At 70.1% G+C, this 19,887-nt stretch carries 10 protein-coding genes; all 10 read left to right on the top strand.

Going from position 1 to position 19,887, the window contains the following annotated elements:
• Positions 1 to 37 precede the first annotated feature (37 nt).
• Positions 38 to 1,003 (top strand): AAA family ATPase, encoded by a 966-nt coding sequence (locus QNO12_RS14410; RefSeq protein ID WP_257501462.1) that lies wholly within the window; start codon positions 38 to 40, stop codon positions 1,001 to 1,003.
• Positions 1,000 to 2,385 carry a DUF58 domain-containing protein gene (locus QNO12_RS14405; RefSeq protein WP_257501463.1) on the top strand — a complete coding sequence of 462 codons (1,386 nt, stop codon included), beginning with the start codon at positions 1,000 to 1,002 and terminating at the stop codon, positions 2,383 to 2,385. The genes QNO12_RS14410 and QNO12_RS14405 overlap by 4 nt, the downstream gene beginning before the upstream one ends.
• Positions 2,382 to 4,889, top strand: a complete 2,508-nt coding sequence (locus QNO12_RS14400; protein ID WP_257501464.1) for a transglutaminase-like domain-containing protein — start codon at positions 2,382 to 2,384, stop codon at positions 4,887 to 4,889. The genes QNO12_RS14405 and QNO12_RS14400 overlap by 4 nt, the downstream gene beginning before the upstream one ends.
• A complete protein-coding gene (locus QNO12_RS14395) occupies positions 4,886 to 6,361 on the top strand; it encodes an FHA domain-containing protein (RefSeq protein ID WP_257501465.1) in 1,476 nt (491 codons plus the stop codon). Before QNO12_RS14400 ends, QNO12_RS14395 begins: the two co-directional genes overlap by 4 nt.
• Positions 6,358 to 6,987 carry a hypothetical protein gene (locus tag QNO12_RS14390; protein WP_257501466.1) on the top strand — a complete coding sequence of 210 codons (630 nt, stop codon included), beginning with the start codon at positions 6,358 to 6,360 and terminating at the stop codon, positions 6,985 to 6,987. Before QNO12_RS14395 ends, QNO12_RS14390 begins: the two co-directional genes overlap by 4 nt.
• A gap of 288 nt (positions 6,988 to 7,275) precedes the next feature.
• Positions 7,276 to 7,644 (top strand): 30S ribosomal protein S12, encoded by a 369-nt coding sequence (gene rpsL, locus QNO12_RS14385; protein WP_257501467.1) that lies wholly within the window; start codon positions 7,276 to 7,278, stop codon positions 7,642 to 7,644.
• Between the two features lie 5 nt (positions 7,645 to 7,649).
• A complete protein-coding gene (rpsG, locus tag QNO12_RS14380) occupies positions 7,650 to 8,120 on the top strand; it encodes a 30S ribosomal protein S7 (RefSeq protein WP_257501468.1) in 471 nt (156 codons plus the stop codon).
• Positions 8,121 to 8,202: 82 nt separating this feature from the next.
• Positions 8,203 to 10,317, top strand: coding sequence for an elongation factor G (gene fusA, locus QNO12_RS14375; protein ID WP_257501482.1), 2,115 nt, complete (start codon positions 8,203 to 8,205; stop codon positions 10,315 to 10,317).
• A 206-nt stretch (positions 10,318 to 10,523) separates the two neighbouring features.
• Positions 10,524 to 11,717, top strand: a complete 1,194-nt coding sequence (gene tuf, locus QNO12_RS14370; protein ID WP_257501483.1) for an elongation factor Tu — start codon at positions 10,524 to 10,526, stop codon at positions 11,715 to 11,717.
• Between the two features lie 286 nt (positions 11,718 to 12,003).
• The gene (locus QNO12_RS14365) at positions 12,004 to 19,878 is read left to right on the top strand and encodes a prealbumin-like fold domain-containing protein (protein ID WP_257501484.1); all 7,875 of its coding nucleotides are present in this window, start codon (positions 12,004 to 12,006) and stop codon (positions 19,876 to 19,878) included.
• Positions 19,879 to 19,887 lie beyond the last annotated feature (9 nt).

Here is a 19,887-nt window from a genome sequence, read left to right as displayed (position 1 = left end):
TCCATTCGAACCCGTCACCCGCAGAGGACCCCGTCACATGAGCATCACGCAGGAGCAGGCGACCTGGTTCGCGCAGACCTTCACGCAGATCGCCGACAACGTCGAGCGTGCTGTCCTGGGCAAGCGCCGCGTCGTCGAACTGGTCCTGACCGCGATGCTCAGCGACGGGCACGTGCTGCTCGAGGACGTCCCGGGCACCGGCAAGACCTCGCTCGCGCGCGCGATGGCCCAGTCCGTGCAGGGCACCAACACCCGCATCCAGTTCACCCCCGACCTGCTGCCCGGCGACATCACGGGCATCACGGTGTACGACCAGAAATCCGGCACCTTCGAATTCCATGCCGGTCCGGTCTTCGCCAACATCGTCCTGGCGGACGAGATCAACCGGGCGAGCCCGAAGACGCAGTCGGCGCTGCTGGAGGTCATGGAGGAGGGCAAGGTCACGATCGACGGCATCTCGCGGCAGGTCGGCGTGCCGTTCCTGGTGCTGGCCACGCAGAACCCGATCGAACAGGCGGGCACCTACCGGCTGCCCGAGGCGCAGCTGGACCGGTTCATGATGCGCACATCGCTCGGGTACCCCGATCACGCTGCGACCGTCCGCATCCTCGACGGGGCGGCCGTGCCCACCGCGGAGCTGGCGCCGGTCCTGACCCCGCAGGCGCTGGCCGGCATGGCCGACCTCGCCGCGGCGGTGTACGTGGACGCGCTGGTGCTGGATTACATCGCCCGGCTGGTGGACGGCACGCGCGCGGCCGACGAGGTGCGACTGGGCGTCAGCATCCGCGGGGCTCTGGCGCTGACGAAGGCGTCGCGCTCGCGGGCCATTTCACAGGGGCGCACCTACGTCACCCCCGACGACGTGAAGGCGCTCGCCGTCTCCGTCCTCTCGCACCGGCTGATCCTGCAGGCCGAGGCCGAATTCGACGGCGTCACGCAGGAGGCCGTGATCGGCCAGGTCCTGCTCGATGTCGCACCACCCAGTCGCCGCGAGGCCGTATGAGCCTGACCGACCCCCGCGTGACCCGCGCTCCGGCCTCCTCCGGGCCGGCGGCCTTCACCGGCGCGCCGAGCGGGACCACCAGCACACAGCTCACCTCCGCCGCCGGCGGGCGCCGGGTGGTGCGCGTGGTGGTGTGGTGGACGCGGTTCTCCCGCGCAGCCGCGACCGCGCTGCGGACCGCGGCGCAGTGGTCCGGGCGCACCGTGCGACCGGCGGGCGCGCTCCTGGCCGTGGCCGCCACGGCGGGACTGGGCGTCGGGATCCTCTTCGGGTGGGTGGAATGGATGGTCGCCGGAACGATCGGGCTGGTCCTGATCGCGATGGCCGTCCCCTTCCTGTTCGGCGCCCGCGCGTATGACGTCGACCTCGTCCTCGCGCACCAGCGCGTGGTCGCCGGCGACACCGTCACCGGCGAGATCGTGGTGCGCAACGACGGCCCGCGCTCGGCGCTGCCCGGACGCCTCGACATCCCGGTGGGGGCAGGACTGGTCGAGTTCGGCGTTCCTCTGCTGCGGCCCGGTCATGCGGTGTCGCAGCCGCTGCAGATCCCCGCGGTGCGGCGCGGAATCGTCACCGTCGGCCCGGCCACGACCGTCCGCACCGACCCGCTCGGACTGCTGCGGCGCGAGCACGCGTTCCGGGACATCCACGAGCTGTACGTCCACCCCCGCACCACGAGCGTCCCTGCCGCCAGCGCCGGGCTGATCCGCGACCTCGAGGGCAACCCGACGCGGCGTCTGGTGGACGCGGACATCTCCTTCCACGCGATCCGGGAGTACGTGCCCGGGGATTCGCGCCGCCAGATCCACTGGAAATCCACCGCCAAGACCGGGCAGCTCATGGTGCGCCAGTACGAGGAGTCGCGACGCTCGCGGATGGCGGTGGTGCTCTCGGCCGCCGAGGCGGAGTTCGCCGATGCCGACGAATTCGAGCTGGCCGTCAGCTGCGCCGCCTCGCTCGGGCTGCGCGCCGTCCATGACGCGCGCGACGTGGACATCGTCACCGGCACCGAGATCCCGCGCGTGGTCCGCGGGCGGCTGCGCGCGATCCGGCACATCCCGGCAGGGTCGCCGCGCATCCTGCTGGACGGCTTCACCACGGTGGCGATGATCGAGAACACCATGACGATCGCCGAGGTGTGCCGGCTCGCGGCCGAAGCCAACGAGCGGCTCTCCATCGCATTCGTGGTGGTCGGATCCCCGGTGCCGCTCGAGCGCCTGCGCCAGGCGGCGCTGGGCTTCCCGGCCGACACATCGGTGGTGGCGGTGATCTGCGACGAGCGCGCGCATCCGCGGATGCGGTCCCTCTCCGGGCTGACCGTCCTGACGGTGGGGACCCTCAACGACCTGTCCGGGCTCCTGCTGCGGGGGGCCGGATCGTGACCGGCATCGCCACGGCATCCGCGCGACCGGCGCAGAACAGTCCGCACCCCGTGCCGAGGATCGTCGCCGGGTCGCTGTTCGTGGGTGTCGTGGTCGCGCTGGCGGCTGTCGCGGCCTGGCCGATCTACCGCGACGCTCCGTTCCTTCTGCTCGCGGGGGTCGGCGCGACGGTCGGCGCCGGGATCGCCGCTGTCGCGTGGCGATACTCCTGGCGAGGGTGGCCGGTGACCGGCGCCCTCCTGATCGCCCTCTTCGTGCTGGGTGTCCCCCTGGCCGTACCGTCCCGGCTGGGCGATCCGTTGTCCGTGCTGCGCGGGCTCGGCGAGGTGGCCTCCGGCGCGCTGCTCGGGTGGAAGGACCTGGTCACGGTCGATCTGCCGGTCGGCGCCTACCGCAACCTCCTGGTGCCCGCACTGCTGGTATTCCTGGTCGGCACGTGCGTCGCTCTCCTGCTGGCCTGGCAGTCGGGGCGGGTGGCGTACGCCGCTGTTCCGGCGGCGGTTGTCATGATCTCGTTCGGCCTGTTCTTCGGCCGCACGACGGTCAGCGCCCCGCTCCGGCTCGGTCCGCTGACGCTCGTTGCTCCGGTGGAGACGGCGGTCGGTGTGGGCGGGCTGCTGACCTGCCTGCTGTGGTTGGGCTGGCGCAGTCGCGACGAACGGCTCCGGGCGCTGCGCCGTGCCGCGGCATCCAGCGGCGTCCGCATCCCCCGGCGGCCTTCCGCTGCGGACCAGCGGCGGATCGCGCTCGGGGCGGGGATGGTGGCGGTGGCAGTGCTGACCGCGGCGATCGTGGTGCCCTACGCCGCGCGCGGCAGCGAGCGCGAGGTGCTCCGCTCCGGCGTCGGACCGGAGATCGCCATCTCATCCGCGACCAGCCCGCTCGCCGAGTACCGCGCACTGTTCTCCGACGCGCGGGCCCAGGAGGTGCTGTTCACCGTCACCGCCGAGGGTGCACTGCCCGAGCGCGTGCGGCTGGCCACGCTGGACAGCTACGACGGGGAGATCTACCGCAGCGGAGGCTCGGGCCAGGACCGGACCCGTTTCGTGCGCGTCCCCGCCAGCCGCGATGCGGGTGCCGGGCCGGCGGTCGAGGCCGAGGTCGCCATCCAGGCGCTGGACGGAATCTGGATGCCGACCCTCGGCCTGCTGCGGTCCGTGCAGTTCGCCGGGCCGCGGGCGAGCGCCCTGGCCGATCGGTTCTACTACCGTGCCGAGGCCGCGGCCGGCGTGCAGACGGCAGGCGGCGGCCTGGCCGTGGGCGACGCCTACCGGATCAGCGCGGTGGAGCCGGCGACGATCAACCTGACCTCGATCCAGGCGCCCGGCCGGGTCGGCGAGGGGGTCGATGCCCCGCAGAACCTGCGCACCTGGGTGGACCGCCACGTGAGCGGTTCGGACGGGGCGGCCCTGGCCGGGCTGGTGTCGCTGCTGCGCGAACGCGGGTACCTCAGTCACGCCCTCACACCGGGGGTGGAGCCGCCGGTGTGGATGCAGGCGCTGCCCGGGTACACGTTCCAGCCCAGCGCTTCGGGGCACTCGCTCGCCCGTGTCGACACGCTGTTCGAGCGCCTCCTGGAGCGGGAGAGCGACCGGCGGGTGGCGGCATCCGGGAATCTCGTGGCCGCGGTCGGCGACGACGAGCAGTTCGCCACCGCGGTGGCGCTGATCGCCCGCGAACTGGGTTTCCCGTCGCGCGTGGTGGTCGGTGCACGGCTGTCCTCCGCCGATCCGAGCCTGCCCACGTGCGCGGCCGGGGTCTGCCGCGCGCAGGACCTCGCCGCGTGGACCGAGGTGCAGTCCGCCGGCGGAGACTGGGTGCCGGTGGATGTCACACCTCAGTTCGCGCAGTCCCCGAGTCTGGATGTGACCGAACAGCGCAATCCCGAGAACGTCACCGAGGTGCGACCCGACGCCGTCGAGGACGTCGTGCCGCCCGATCCCGTCCACGAGGACTCGGGCGCCGACAACCGCAGCGAGGAGCCTGCGGCCCTGGACCTGGCCTGGCTGTGGCCGGCGACGCGGATAGCCGCGATCGCGCTGCTGCTGCTGGCACTGGTCGTCGGCCCCTTCGTCGTGATCGCCGCGGCCAAGGCGGCTCGCCGCCGGACCCGGCGCACCCAGGGCGATCCGGCGACCCGGATCGCCGGCGGGTGGGAGGAGTACGTCGATGCCGCGGTCGACTCCGGTCGCGACTCGACGGCGGTGCTGACCCGCACCGAGCTGGCCGACGTGTTCCGCACACCCGCCGGAAGCCGACTGGCGGTGGATGCCGATCACGCTGTCTTCTCCGGTGCCGCCACCACCGCGGAGGACGCGGAGGTGTTCTGGCGAACGGTCGAGGAGGAGCGCAGAGCGCTTCTGCGCGGGCGCGGAGTCTGGCGCAGCATCCTCGCGACCGTATCGTTGAGATCGTTCGTCCGTGGTCTGGCGCCCTCCGGTGCCCGGCCGCGCTTCGCAGAGAGGGGAAGCGCGGGGTTTCGCCGCCCGCGCACATCGCCATGACTCCCATCGATGACTCCACCGGCGTCGCCCTCGGGGTGATGACGTTCCTCCTCCTGGTCGTGCTGTACCTGTGGACCGGGCTGGCACTGTCGGCGGTGTTCCGCAAATCCGGCGAGGAGGCCTGGAAGGGCTGGATGCCGATCCTCAACCTCGTGGTGCTGCTTCGGCTCGGCGGGCTCTCCGGCTGGCTGCTGCTGCTCGCGCTGGTCCCGATCGCCGGCTGGCTGCTGCTGTGGGCGCTGCTGATCGTGGCTTGCTTCCGTATCAACGTCGCGTTCGGGCACGGCGCCGGGATGACGGTGCTCGCGGCGCTGCTGCTGCCGCTGTGGGCGTCGATCCTCGGGTTCGGCCCGGACCGGTGGCTGGGGGCGGCGGCGCCCGGGCCGATGCGGGCCGGCGTCCCGGTCTCCTCGGCGGGGCGTGCGGCGCGAGCCTTCGCGACGAACGGAAACGAGTACGGCGCCGATCCCGCGCCGAGCCCCTTCGGTCCAGCGCTGGTGCCGGCCGGCGGCTGGTCGCCGCCCGCGCGGGTGCCACCGACACCCCCGCCCGGCGCGACCGAGTCTTCCGCCCCGGGGCCGCTCCCTGCCCAGGACGCGCCGCCCGCGCGACCTCTGGTGCAGCCGCCGGCACGAACGGAGGCGCCCGCCGCCGAGCCGCCGGTCTTCGAGACCGAGCCGATCCTCGGACGCGGCGGCCCCGGCCCGCACTCGGCGGACGGCGGACGCTGGGGCGGCTTCGACTTCGGCGCGATGAGCGAGCTGACCGACGGTGTCACCGCCGCCGAACCGGCGGCACCGGCGCCGATCTCGGCCGTGCCGCTGCGTTCCGCGGCGGACGGCGCAGAGCCGCCCCCGTCGTCGCCGCCGGTGCCGCCGGTCATGCGGTTGCCCGCGACGCCCGCGGCCTCGGCAGACGAGGAGCCGTGGGCGCCGGCGCGGTCCCCGCTGAGCGACCCCGACACGATCTCGGAGACCTCCGGCGCGGTCTCCGCGGTCGCGGGCGCGCCGGACGCCGGCACTCCCCGGTCAGCGACGGCCGCCGTGTCCGCACAGCACTCGGTCACCGAGACCGCGGGCGACATGGAAGACGGAATGGATGCGATGGACGCCATGGATCATACGATCCTGACCCGCCGTCGGCGCACGGCCTGGTCGCTGATTCCGCCTTCGGGGGCGCCCATCGCCCTGACCGCGGAGGTGATCATCGTCGGCCGCAAGCCGGTCCGCGACGACGGATACCCCACCGCGCAGCTGATCGCGATCGACGACGGCACGGTATCCAAGACCCACGCGCGCCTCGAACTGCGCGCGGACCGCTGGTACATCACCGACCTGGGGTCCACCAACGGCGTCCTGTTCGCCACGTTGATGGGCACCGAAGTCGAGGCCACCCCCGGCGTGGAGACCGAGGCGGGTGAGCGGTTCTACCTCGGCGATGCCGAGGTGCGTCTGCAGCGGAACGAGCGATGACGGACCTGCCGGACGAGGACACCATCCGCGTGCGCCGCCCTGCGGGCGGCGTCCGTCGCCCAGCTCCGGGGGACGCGCGGCAATCCGCGGCGGCTCCGGTCCAGGACGCGGCGGCGCCCGATGCACGCACCGGCGATCCGGTGCCGGGCGCCACCGAGCCCGCCGAGCCCGGCGGCGAGGCGATCCGCCCGCGGCGCCACCGCACGACCTACGTCGACCCCGACGCCGACATCGACCAGACCGACGGCTCGACCATCGTGGCGCGGCGCGAGTCCCGCCGCCGTGCCGCGCGAGAACAGGCGGCGACGCAGCCGCAGGCTCCCGTCCCGCAGCCGGATCCCACACCCGCTGCGTCCGACCCGCCGGTCGCACGCACCCGGACGACCCGACCCGCCCCCGGGATCGTCGCCGCCGACGCCGTCTACGGCGCGCGAGCGGCCGACCCCGTCATCGCGGCGCGCACAACGCCGGCCGGGCATGCCCCGCAGGTCCCCGCAGACGGCGATGCCGCCGCGCGGAGGCACCGCCACCGGGTGCGCCGGACCGCGCTGATCGTGGTGGTCTCGGCATCCGCTGTCGGCCTGGGCGCGGTCGCGTCGCTGATCGTGGTCGCGCTCACGCCCTGAACCTGCGTCCGTTTGACCACCCGCCCATAAAGCGCGTATCATTGGATGGGTGTGCGCTCGTGCGCTCCTTGTGCTGTGCCTCGGCGGGGGACGAGGGAGCCGGTGCCACATCTCAGGGAAATGCCTGCGAACAGGCGGCCCCCACGGCATACCCACCACCCAATCGTGTCAGTCATTCTGCCGCGCCGGTGGGTCCGCGTGAGCCTCGCATGACACGGATCGCAATGATCGGTGGAAGGCGGGGGGAGACCACGACGCTGTCACCGTGCAGCACAACAAGGAGAGAACGTGCCAACCATTCAGCAGTTGGTTCGCAAGGGACGGACGCCCAAGGTCGTAAAGACCAAGGCTCCCGCCCTGAAGTCGAACCCCCAGCAGGCCGGCGTCTGCACCCGCGTGTACACCACCACGCCCAAGAAGCCGAACTCGGCGATGCGCAAGGTCGCCCGTGTCAAGCTCCGCAACGGCACCGAGGTCACCGCCTACATCCCCGGCGAAGGCCACAACCTGCAGGAGCACTCGCTCGTTCTCGTGCGCGGCGGTCGCGTCAAGGACCTGCCCGGTGTCCGCTACAAGATCGTCCGCGGCGCCCTGGACACCCAGGCCGTCAAGAACCGTAAGCAGGCTCGCAGCCGCTACGGCGCGAAGAAGGGTTAAGCACCATGCCTCGCAAGGGACCAGCCCAGAAGCGCCCCGTCGTCAACGACCCGGTATACGGCGCACCCATCGTCAGCCAGCTCGTCAACAAGATCCTCGTTGACGGCAAGAAGTCACTCGCCGAGTCGATCGTCTACACCGCCCTGAAGGGCGTCGAGGACAAGAACGGCCAGGACGCCGTCGCCACGCTCAAGAAGGCGCTGGACAACGTCCGCCCGACCCTCGAGGTCAAGAGCCGCCGCGTCGGTGGCTCCACGTACCAGGTGCCGGTCGAGGTCAAGCCTCACCGCGCCAACACGCTCGCGCTGCGCTGGCTCGTCAGCTACGCCAAGGGTCGTCGTGAGAAGACGATGACCGAGCGTCTCCAGAACGAGATCCTGGACGCCTCGAACGGCCTGGGTGCCGCGGTCAAGCGCCGCGAAGACACCCACAAGATGGCCGAGTCGAACCGCGCCTTCGCGCACTACCGCTGGTAAGCACCAGCTGGAGTCGGGCGAGGCGGAACCCGCCTCGCCCGACACCTCGCGACATTCACACACCACAAGTAAGGAATCACCCGTGGCACAAGACGTGCTCACCGACCTGACGAAGGTCCGCAACATCGGCATCATGGCGCACATCGATGCCGGCAAGACGACGACGACCGAGCGCATCCTGTTCTACACGGGAACCAACCACAAGATCGGCGAGACCCACGACGGCGCCTCGACGACCGACTGGATGGAGCAGGAGCAGGAGCGTGGCATCACGATCACCTCCGCCGCCGTCACCTGCTTCTGGGACAAGAACCAGATCAACATCATCGACACGCCCGGTCACGTCGACTTCACCGTCGAGGTGGAGCGCTCGCTCCGCGTCCTCGACGGCGCCGTCGCCGTCTTCGACGGCAAGGAGGGCGTCGAGCCCCAGTCCGAGACGGTGTGGCGTCAGGCCGACAAGTACGACGTGCCGCGCATCTGCTTCGTCAACAAGATGGACAAGCTGGGCGCCGACTTCTACTTCACGGTCGACACCATCGTCAACAAGCTCAAGGCCCGCCCGCTGGTCATCCAGCTGCCGATCGGCGCTGAGAACGACTTCATCGGCGTCGTGGACCTGGTCGAGATGCGTGCCCTGGTCTGGGCAGGCGACGCCAAGGGCGACGTCACCATGGGTGCCAAGTACGACGTCCGCGAGATCCCGGCCGACATGGCCGAGATCGTCGCCAAGTATCGCGAAGAGCTGCTCGAGACGGTCGCCGAGACCGACGAAGAGCTTCTCGAGAAGCACTTCGGTGGCGAACCGCTCACGGTTCCCGAGATCAAGGCTGCAATCCGCAAGCTGACCGTCAACTCCGAGATCTACCCCGTGCTCTGCGGCTCGGCGTTCAAGAACCGCGGCGTGCAGCCGATGCTCGACGCGGTCGTGGACTACCTCCCGTCGCCGCTGGACGTGCCCGCCATCGAGGCGCACGACCCCAAGAACGAAGAGATCGTCATCGAGCGCCACGCCGACCGCGACGAGCCCTTCACGGCTCTCGCGTTCAAGATCGTGACGCACCCCTTCTTCGGGCGTCTGACCTACATCCGCGTGTACTCCGGTCACCTGGACTCGGGTGGACAGATCGTCAACTCGACGAAGTCCAAGAAGGAGCGCATCGGGAAGATCTTCCAGATGTACGCGAACAAGGAGAACCCGGTCGACTCCGTCACCGCCGGGCACATCTACGCCGTCATCGGTCTGAAGGACACCACCACGGGCGACACGCTCTCCGATTCGCAGCACCAGGTCGTGCTGGAGTCGATGACGTTCCCCGAGCCGGTCATCGAGGTCGCGATCGAGCCCAAGACCAAGGCCGACCAGGAGAAGCTGGGTCTCGCGATCCAGAAGCTCGCGGAGGAGGACCCGACGTTCCGCGTCGAGCAGAACTCCGACACCGGTCAGACCGTCATCAAGGGCATGGGCGAGCTGCACCTGGACATCCTGGTCGACCGCATGAAGCGCGAATTCCGCGTCGAGGCGAACGTCGGCAAGCCCCAGGTCGCATACCGCGAGACGATCAAGAAGGCCGTCGAGCGTCACGACTACACCCACAAGAAGCAGACCGGTGGATCCGGCCAGTTCGCGAAGATCCAGTTCGCGCTCGAGCCGCTCGATCTGGCTGCCGAGGAGACCTACGAGTTCGACAACAAGGTCACCGGTGGGCGCATCCCGCGCGAGTACATCCCCTCGATCAACCAGGGCTTCCAGGACGCCATGAACGTCGGAGTCCTCGCGGGCTACCCGATGGTCGGTGTCAAGGCGATCCTGCTCGACGGCGCGGCGCACGACGTCGACTCGTCCGAGATGGCGTTCAAGATCGCCGGATCGATGGGCTTCAAGGAGGCTGCCCGCAAGGCGCACCCCGTGATCCTCGAGCCCATCATGGGTGTCGAGGTGCGAACCCCCGAGGAGTACATGGGCGACGTCATCGGCGACCTGAACTCGCGTCGCGGTCAGATCCAGTCGATGGAGGACGCTCAGGGCGTCAAGGTCGTCCGCGCTCTGGTGCCGCTGTCCGAGATGTTCGGCTACATCGGTGACCTGCGCTCGAAGACCTCGGGTCGCGCGGTCTACTCGATGGAGTTCGACAGCTACGCCGAGGTCCCCAAGGCCGTCGCCGAAGAGATCGTCCAGAAGAACAAGGGCGAATAGCCCTCAGGATGCCGGGGACGCACGTTCCCGGCATCCGCACCACAACTGCATATCGATCAACGTGTCTCGATTCGCGGCGTCGCCGCTGTAGCGAGATACACAGTTTCACCCCCTACGTCTCTACTAATGTAGGAAGCAATCCCCGTAGAGCACCGGTCGCAAACCAGCGCCCGGACCCTCTACATGACCGTCCTGAGGAGGACCTAGTGGCTAAGGCCAAGTTCGAGCGGACCAAGCCGCACGTGAACATCGGAACGATCGGTCACGTCGACCACGGCAAGACCACGCTCACCGCAGCGATCTCGAAGGTGCTCGCCGACAAGTACCCGTCGGCCACCAACGTGCAGCGTGACTTCGCGTCCATTGACTCTGCTCCCGAGGAGCGTCAGCGCGGCATCACGATCAACATCTCGCACGTCGAGTACGAGACGCCGAAGCGCCACTACGCGCACGTCGACGCCCCGGGTCACGCTGACTACATCAAGAACATGATCACCGGTGCCGCTCAGATGGACGGCGCGATCCTCGTGGTCGCGGCGACCGACGGCCCGATGGCGCAGACCCGCGAGCACGTGCTGCTGGCCAAGCAGGTCGGCGTGCCGTACCTGCTCGTCGCTCTGAACAAGTCCGACATGGTCGATGACGAAGAGATCCTTGAGCTCGTCGAGCTCGAGGTCCGCGAGCTGCTCTCGAGCCAGGACTTCGACGGCGACAACGCCCCCGTGGTCCGCGTTTCGGGTCTGAAGGCCCTCGAGGGTGACCCCGAGTGGACCGAGAAGATCGTCGAGCTCATGGAAGCCGTCGACGCCTCCATCCCCGACCCGGTGCGTGACAAGGACAAGCCGTTCCTGATGCCCATCGAGGACGTCTTCACCATCACCGGCCGTGGCACGGTTGTGACGGGTCGCGCCGAGCGCGGCACGCTCGCGATCAACTCCGAGGTCGAGATCGTGGGTCTGCGCCCGACGCAGAAGACGATCGTCACCGGTATCGAGATGTTCCACAAGCAGCTCGACGAGGCGTGGGCCGGCGAGAACTGTGGTCTGCTTCTTCGTGGCACCAAGCGCGACGATGTCGAGCGCGGCCAGGTCGTCGTCAAGCCCGGTTCGGTCACCCCGCACACCAACTTCGAGGGCACGGCGTACATCCTGTCCAAGGAGGAGGGCGGCCGTCACAACCCGTTCTTCACGAACTACCGCCCGCAGTTCTACTTCCGCACCACCGACGTCACCGGCGTCATCACGCTGCCCGAGGGCACCGAGATGGTCATGCCCGGCGACACCACCGACATGACGGTCGAGCTGATCCAGCCCATCGCCATGGAAGAGGGCCTCGGCTACGCGATCCGTGAGGGTGGCCGCACCGTCGGCGCCGGCACGGTCACGAAGATCCTGAAGTAACCTTCGTCGCACGTCACGAAACCCCCCGGAGCAATCCGGGGGGTTTCGTGCGTCTCCACGGTGGTGCAGACGGAGCGCGAGAGAGCGCGACGGTGACCCCGACTCACGGGACCTAGGGCCCTTCTCGCTGCCCGCACCGCGAAATAGCTTGTGCACAGCGCACGCTGCAGGGTCCGGGGAGGGACCACACCTGCGGACGAACGCACGGTTCGGGCGGTGTCCGGACGTGGACCGTACGTGACGAAGGTGTGGATATGAGCTGCGCACGCGCAAGTGAAGTGACGTCATGACACGGCCGGGCAGGTTTCCCGCCGGGCGCTTGGAGGCAGCCCGGCGGGGATCGTCCGCGGGACTCACCGCGCTGCTGGTCGTGGGGCTGATGTTCTCGGGAACCGCCACCGCCGGTGCCGCACCCCTTCCGCCGGCGGCTGGGGCCACGGCGACCGCCGCGCCGCCCAGCGACGCCGCCGCTGAGCCCGACGCGTCGGCCCCCGACGTGGCGCCGACCACCGATCCGGCCGCACCGCCGACCGATCCCCCCGCACCGCCGGATCCTGCGGTGGACACACCGCAGCCGCAGGATCCGGTTCCGGAACCCACCGCCTCGGTCGATCCCGCCGAGCCGGTCACACCCGAAGCCCCGGTCGATCCCGAGGCGCCCACGGACGACACCGATGCCGCCACTGAGGATCCCGGCATCATCACGCCCTTCGCGAACGTCCAGGACTGCGTGGGCGGAAACGGACCCTGCGGCACCCTGAGCATCACCAGCGTGGTGCAGGGCGGACCGGCGACGCCCAGCGACTGGGCGCTGCGAGCCACCGTCGTCGGTTCCGACGACTGGTACGACTTCGCCAGCGGTCAGTCGCGCCGCGTTCCCAAGCCCGGCACCTACACGCTCGAAGCGACCGGCACGCCCGGAGTCACCGATGACTACACCACGACCGTCAGCTGCGTCCTCAACGACACCAGCGGGGGGACGCGTCTGGAGTTCACCGCCGCAACGGCGCTTCTGCGGTACATCGGCACCACGAACTCCTCCCTGGTGGCCTCGTGCACCTTCACGCACACATATACGGCCCCCGGCACCCTCACCCTGAGCAAGGGCGGCGAGCGCACCGGCCCGCAGAGCGTCGGTCCCCTCGCCGGGGCGACGTTCTCCGTGTACAGCGGCGGCACCGACACGGCGCCCGACACAGCGCCGGCGAACCTCGTCGGCACCTGCGTGACCGAAGCGAGCGGCCAGTGCGATGTCCCGGTGCCCTCCGGCGCGCAGTACTGGGTCATCGAGACGGCCCCGGCGCCGGGGTACCGCATCATCGAGAGCTTCGACGTGGGAACGTCAACCAATGTGTCTGCGCAGCCCTATCGCCTGCGCACGGCCGTGGTCCCCGCGGGCGAGACGGTGAACTACCCGCAGCAGACAGGCGGCAGCACGAACCTCCAGGCGCGCGGCAGCCAGTGGGCGAACGCCGCGATCAACCCGTCGCTGGCGCAGACGTGCGGATTGCGCGTGGGGCTGCTGGTGGACCTGTCCAACTCCCTGGCGAGTTCGCAGCAGGACCTGCGCAATGCGGCCGCCGGGTTCGTCGACGTCCTGGAGGGGACGCCGTCCTCCATCGGCGTATGGACATTCGCGGGCAGCGCGCCGGCGGTCGGTGCCGCGAACACCAACCTGGCCCTCACCCCTGTGTCCACCCCCGCCGGCGCCGCGACCGTGCGCGACAAGGTGACCGCGCTGACGGTGGTCAACACCGGCGGGTGGGAGCAGGGCACGAACTGGGATCAAGGGCTGTGGCAGGTCTCACAGGCCAGCGGCGCTGACACGCTCGACGTACTGCTGGTGCTCACCGACGGCAGCCCGACCTACTACGGTCCTCCCGGAACCGGCAGCGGAGACGCTCCCGCCGGACCCGGCAATCGCACGCGCTTCGTCGAGATGGAGAACGCCGTCTTCTCGGCCAACACGCTCAAGATCGAACGGGGCACGACCGTGGTCGGGGTTGGCATCGGGCCTGCCTCAGCCGGAGAAGTGCAGAATCTTCAGGCGATCTCCGGTCCAACTTCCGGCCAGGACTACTTCCTGGTCGAGGATTATCAGCAACTCCAGGAATTCCTGGTCCAGCGCGCACTCGGCGAATGCGCCGGAACGGTCAACGTCACCAAGCTGGTGATTCCGGCCGAGGGCGAGATCGCCGACGCGGCCCCGTCCGCCGGGTGGAACTTCGACGCGACCACCGACGCACCGGGCGTCACCATCGACCCGGCATCCGCTCAGACGAACGACACCGGCGCGGTCAGCTTCGCTGCCCGGGGGATCGAGGTGGGCGGCACTGCGCCCGTGACCGTCACTGAGACGCTGCAGGAAGGATACGAGCTGGTTCCTCAGGGGGATGCCAACGCCTCGTGTCAGGACAACACCGGCGCCGCGGTGCCGGTCACCGACAGCGGAGCGCTCGGCTTCACGACCACCGCGCAACAGGGCGGTGTCGTCACGTGCACCGTCTACAACCAGGCGCCGGATCCGACGGTCTCGCTGCGTGTGGACAAGCAGTGGATCGTCGACGGCGTGCCCTACGACGACGGGGCGCAGCCGGTGGGCACCGCTGATCTGTTCCTCGACGGGGATCCCAGAAACTTCGGCACCACCTACCCGCAGTACACCGTCGGCGACACCGTCGCGATCACCGAAGAGGTGACCGACCTTCCATCCGGCTGCGCAAACACCTCCACCGGTGCGGGTGAGTACGAGATCACCGCCGATGACCCCAACGTCGTGACCGTCACCAACACCGTCACCTGCGTGAGCACCCTGACCCTGGTCAAGTCGGTCGCCAACGGCGACGCGACTCCCGACGAGTTCACACTCACCGCATCACCGATCGGGGGCACGGGTCTGCCCGGCCCGACCGGTGTCAGCGGGACGTCCGCCCCGGTGACACCCGGCGTGCGGTACCTGCTCACCGAGACCGGCCCCGGCACCTACGTGCAGACCGTCGAGGAGGGCGCAACGCTGATCGAGGGGGCCACCGGCAGCTGGGACTGCGTTGCGGCGGGAAGCGATTACGACGGCAGCGACGGCGGGGTGACACTGTCGCTGGGTCAGCAGGTCACCTGTACGGCGACCAACCAGACGGCCACGATCGCGCTGCTCAAGCAAGTGGTCAACGATGAGGGCGGAACCCTCGACGCCGACGCGTGGGAACTGACCGCCGATCCCGGGCAAACCGAGTTCGGGCTCATCCCGACCACCGTCACGGGGGCGCCGAGTGCGACCACCGCCAACACATTCTCGGTGAGGCCAGATCAGACCTACACCCTCACCGAAGCCGGCGGTGGGCCGGGATACCGCCCGTTCGCGCTCGAACAACTGGTGGACGGCGCGTGGGTGTCGGTGGATCCTGCTGTCAGTGTGCCTGCGTTGGGGACCAGTACGTACCGCTTCGTCAACGTCGACGTGGCACCCCGGTTGACGCTCGTCAAGACGGTGACCAGGGATAACGGCGGCACCGCCGATGCCGGGGAGTGGACCCTCTCGGCGACGAGCCCCGGTGAGCCTGGCCTGTCCGGCGTCACCGGCACTCCCGAGGTGACCGACGTGGCCGTGACCGGCGGCGTCGCATACACGCTCGCCGAGACCGGACCCGGCGGGTACACCTGGGAGTCGCTCACGTGCGACAACGGCGCGAGCGCATCTCCCTCGAGCCCCACACTCACGCTCGCGGTGGGGGAGGTCGTCACGTGCACGTTCGTCAACAACGACGTCGCCCCGACGCTGACCCTGGTCAAGACCGTCACCAACGAGCGGGGCGGCACCGCAGAGCCAACGGACTGGACGCTCTCTGCCACCTCGGCCGTCGGACCGAACCTCTCCGGAGTCACCGGCACGCCCGCCGTCACGGGCGTCGCCGTGACGGCGGGAGCGACCTACACCCTCGCCGAGACGGGCGGACCCTCCGGGTACGACTGGGTCCTGCTGTCCTGCGACAACGGCGCGGACATCTCGCCGGAGAATCCGAGCCTGACCCTGGGCCTGGCTGAGGACGTCACCTGCACCTTCGGCAACACCGATCTGGCCGGCAGTCTGACCATGGTCAAGCAGGTGGTCAACGACGACGGCGGTACCGCCGCTTCCGAGGACTGGGACCAGGGCCTCACGGCCGAGCCGAGCGCCGGCGAGACCCTGGCCTTCGACCACAACGAGACCATCGCGGTGCCCGGGGGCACCTACACGCTCGCCGAGATCGACCAGGTCCCCGGCTACACCGGGACGGACCTCTCCTGCACGACGGACGAGACGTCTCTGGACGAGCCGACGGTGACGGTGCCCAACGGCGAGAACGTCACCTGCACCTTCGTCAACGACGACACCGCCCCCACGCTCACGCTCGTGAAGTCCGTCGTCAATGACGCCGGCGGCGCCGCGGCTCCGACCGACTGGACGCTCTCGGCGACCACTCCCGGAGGCCCGGACCTGTCCGGTGCGACGGGGTCGGATGCCGTCACCTCGGTCACCGTCCCGGCGAACACCGAATACACCCTCAGCGAGGGCGACGGTCCGGCCGGATACGACTGGGAGTCCCTCTCGTGCGACAACGGCTCGGCAGCTTCAGTGGCGGACCCGACGCTCACCCTGGCCCTGGACGAGGATGTCACCTGCACCTTCGTCAACGGCGATGTGCCCGGCACCCTCACCCTGCTCAAGCAGGTCGTCAACGACGCGGGCGGCACGGCCGTGCCGGCAGACTGGAACCAGGCTCTGACCGCCCAGCCCGCCGGCGGCGCGGCGATCCCGTTCGACCACGACGTCTCGCAGCAGGTCTCCGCCGGCGAATACACGCTCGGCGAAACCGGGGGGCCGGAGGGCTACGAGTGGACGGCGCTGTCGTGCAGCACCGGCGACACCACCCTGTCTGTACCCACCGTCACGGTGCCCAACGGCGGCGCGGTGGTCTGCACCTTCACCAACGAGGACGTCGCGCCCACGCTGACCCTGGTCAAGACCGTCGCCAACGCCAGCGGCGGCACCGCGGAGCCGACCGACTGGACCCTGTCCGCGACCACCCCGGGCGGTCCCGACCTCAGCGGCGTCACCGGAACCCCCGCCGTCACCGGGGTGACCGTCCCCGCGGGCGTCGAGTACACGCTCGCCGAATCCGGCGGCCCCGGCGGCTACGAGTGGACCACGCTCACCTGCGACAACGGCGCCACCGTCTCGCCCGACGCGCCCACGCTCACCCTCGAACTCGCCGAGGACGTCACCTGCACGTTCGGCAACACCGACCTGCCCGGCAGCCTCACCCTGGTGAAGGAGGTCGACAACTCGCTGGGTGGCAGCGCCGTGCCCACCGACTGGAACCAGCGCCTCACCGCTCAGCCGCAGACCGGCGACGCCATCGTCTTCGACCACGCGCAGACCCAGGACGTCCCGGCCGGCAGCTACACGCTGGCCGAGGTGGACCAGCTGGCGAACTACGAATGGACGGACCTGTCCTGCAGCACCGGCGAAGCAACGCTCGAGGCGCCCACGGTGACGGTCGCCAACGGTCAAGCCGTCACCTGCACGTTCACCAACGCGTCGATCGCCCCCATCCTGCGGCTCGTGAAGAACGTCGACAATCGGGACGGCGTCGGCACCGCCACCGCGGACCTGTGGACGCTCAATGCTGTGGCGGGTGAGACCGATCCGCGACTGTCCGGAACCGGGACGCGGACGAGTGCGACCAGGGCCGTGCTGTTCGGGCCGGCCGCCGCAGACGTCGACTACACCCTGTCCGAGACCTTCGGTCCGTCCGGCTACACAGCCGGCGACTGGGCCTGCGCGGACACCGCCACCGGCACCACCTACCCGCTCGTCGCGGAGGGCGTGGTCCGGCTCGAGCTCGGCGGCGATGTCACCTGCGAGATCACGAACACGGCGATTCGTGCCGAAGGCACCATCGACAAGCAGGTCTCGGCGGGCTCGCCGGTGCAGAACGCCGACGGCACGTGGAGCATTGCGTACGACATCGTGGTGACGAACAACTCCGACACCTCGACATTCATCTACAGCCTCTCCGACCTTCTGCAGTATGGCGACGGGATCACCCCGACCGCGGCGAGCTGGACGGGCCCGGACGGCACATCCGGTACCTTCACCCTCCCCGCCGGCACTGCCACGTTGGCCACCGGGGCGTCCCTGCCGACATCAGGTGATCCGGCGGCGCCCGCGACGCACACCTACACCGTGACCGTGACGGCCTCCATCGCCGACGGCTCGCAGGACGGCGAGACGTGGCGGTGCGACACCGCACCGGGCGTGCCCACCGCGGGCGGGTTCCTCAACGGCGCGACGCTGTCGGCGACCGATGAGGACGACCAGACCGTGTTCGACTGCGCCGAACCGGCCTTCCCCGCGCTGGTGAAGACCGGTGCGGACCCGGCAACGCAGAACCCCGATGCCTCGTGGAACGTGTCCTACACACTGACCGTGAGCAACCCGGGCACCGTGGCGCTGCAGGCGGCGCTGACCGACACCCTGCCGGACGTGCCCGAGGGCTGGGTGCTCGACGGAGGAGCGTGGACGATCGCGGCCGTCGGGGACGCGCCCGCCCCGACCGCGACCACCGCAGAGCCGGGCGAGACCGCGGACATCTGGACGGGGGCGCTGCAGCCCGCGGCATCCCTGTCATACACCGTGAGCGGGGTGCTGATCCCGACCGTCGAGGCCGTGGCACCCGGTGAGTGCGCGGCGGGCGGCGGCATCATCAATACGGCGGGCGTCACCTCCGGCGACATCGTGGTGGATGCCGAGGGCTGCGTGACGGTGCAGCTCGCCGGCGTCACGGTGGACAAGACAGACGGGTCCGCGCAGCAGCTTCCCGACGGCGACTGGCAGATCGACTACGTCGTGACCGTGACCAACACCAGTGCGACCGTGGCGACCGTGTACACCCTCACCGACGTCCCCGACTTGGGCAGCGGCATCGACCTCGTCTCCGGAACGTGGGTCGGTGCGGCGCCCGTGCCGAACAGTCCTCTGGCGGCAGGCGGCACGGCCGAGTACACCTACCGCATCGTCGCATCCATCGACCCGGAGGCCGGCGATCCGTCGCTGGTGTGCGAGCCCGGCGAAGGCGGCGCCTTCTTCAACACCGTGGAAGTGGTCTTCCCCGGCGGCAGCGACGCCGACGACGGCTGCGCCGAGCCCGGCGGACCCTCGGTGACCAAGACGGCGCAGTCGCCGACCCCGCTCGGCGGCGGTGTCTGGATCGTGTCGTACGAGGTCGCGGTGTCCAACAGTAGCGGTGTCACGGTCGCCTACACCCTGGAGGACCGGCCCCAGCCGTTGCCGACCGGCGTGACGCTGCTGGCGCCGTGGAGCGTGGAAGGCCCCGCGGTGGAACCCGCCGGCGCCGGCACCGGCACTCTCACGGCGGGCTGGGACGGCGCGGAGCAGCCCGAGGCGGCGACCGGCCTGCTGCCCGACGGAGCCACCCACACGTACATCGTCACCGGCCAGGTCAGCGTCGCCGGCGCCGACCCGGACGACCTGATCTGCAGCGACTCGCCCGAAGAGGGCGGTGGCGTGTGGAACCTGGTGCGCGTCGACAACGGGGCGTTCGAGGCGACCGATGAGGAGTGCAGCGAACTGGTCGTGGCGCCGGTGGAGATCGAGAAGTCCGACGGCACGGTGACCGAGCTCGGCGCGGGGCGGTGGCGCATCGAGTACGTGGTGACCGTCACCAACACCGGGCTGGTGCCGACGACCTACACCCTCACGGACGCACCGGAGTTCGACACCGCGTTCACGATCATCGCGCAGGGCTGGGTCGGATCCCCGAACGTCGCCGACGTGGAGATCGGGGCCGGGGCCGTGGACACGTACACCTATCGGGTGGACGCCGCGTCCGCGCAGAGTCCGCTGCCGCCCAGCGCGCTCGTGTGCACCGATGAGGGCGGCGGGTTCTTCAACACGGCGACCGTCACGCACCCGGGCGGCGTCTCGTCCGACACCGGCTGCGCCGTGCCGCCCGTGACACCGCCCCCGGCTCCCGCGCACCGACCCGGGCTGCCGGCCACTGGGGCAGCCCTGCCGACCGAACTGGCCGGGCTCGGTGCCGCGGCGCTGCTGAGCGGGCTGCTGATCCTGCTGGTCAGGCGGCGTCGCTCGCGGGCCTGAGCACGTGGA

It is taken from the genome of Microbacterium sp. zg-B185, assembly GCF_030246885.1.
GTDB lineage: Bacteria > Actinomycetota > Actinomycetes > Actinomycetales > Microbacteriaceae > Microbacterium.
The sequence above is the reverse complement of the archived record's forward strand: the minus strand, read 5'-3'. Positions and strand labels throughout refer to the sequence as shown.